Annotated in this window: 1 pseudogene; it reads left to right on the top strand. The window is 61.3% G+C overall.

Going from position 1 to position 643, the window contains the following annotated elements:
* Positions 1–643: pseudogene (locus AC0L3P_RS39975) on the top strand (ISL3 family transposase); the annotation flags it as partial.

Raw genomic sequence — 643 nt, 5'->3', positions numbered from 1 at the left:
TGGCATCTGATGGAAAATGCGAGCGCGGCCTTCCTTGATGCGGTGCGCCGCTCCATGAACAGAATCCGAACCGCAATCGGAGCGACAACGATCAACCCGGAATTGCTGACCTATGCGGAAAAGCTGCGCTATCAGGGCTATCTGCGGCGCCAGGACAGCCATGCCGCAATTGCGGCTCTCGTCAGCGACGGTGTGCCGTTCAAGGAGATCGTCCGCCGCACAGGACATAGCCGCAATGTGGTTCGCCAAATAAGCCGCGGTGGCGGTACGGATATGTTCCGCACCCGTCAAAGCACCCTGGACGGGCATCTGCCGTTCCTGGACGCGCAATGGTCAGGCGGCTGTCGCAACGGTGCCGAACTCTGGCGCCGTTTGAAGGGACAAGGCTTTATGGGATCGCTGCGCGTGGTCGCGGAATGGGCGACGCGACGGCGGCGTGCCGAGACTATCAGCCATCAACAATTGCAGAAGGTCCCCGCCGCCAGGACGATAGCGCAGCTTATGACGACGAAGCGCGACCACCTGACCAGGGCCGAGACCGTCACGGTTGCCGCTATTGAACAAAGCGTTCCTATGCTGGCCGATGCCCAAGCTCTCGTTGGCCGCTTCCACGCGATGATCCGAAAGAAGGCCGAGATGGAGC

It is taken from the genome of Bradyrhizobium sp. WSM4874 (genome assembly GCF_055811835.1).
Note: the sequence above shows the minus strand (reverse complement) of the source record. Positions and strands in the feature narration are given on the sequence as shown.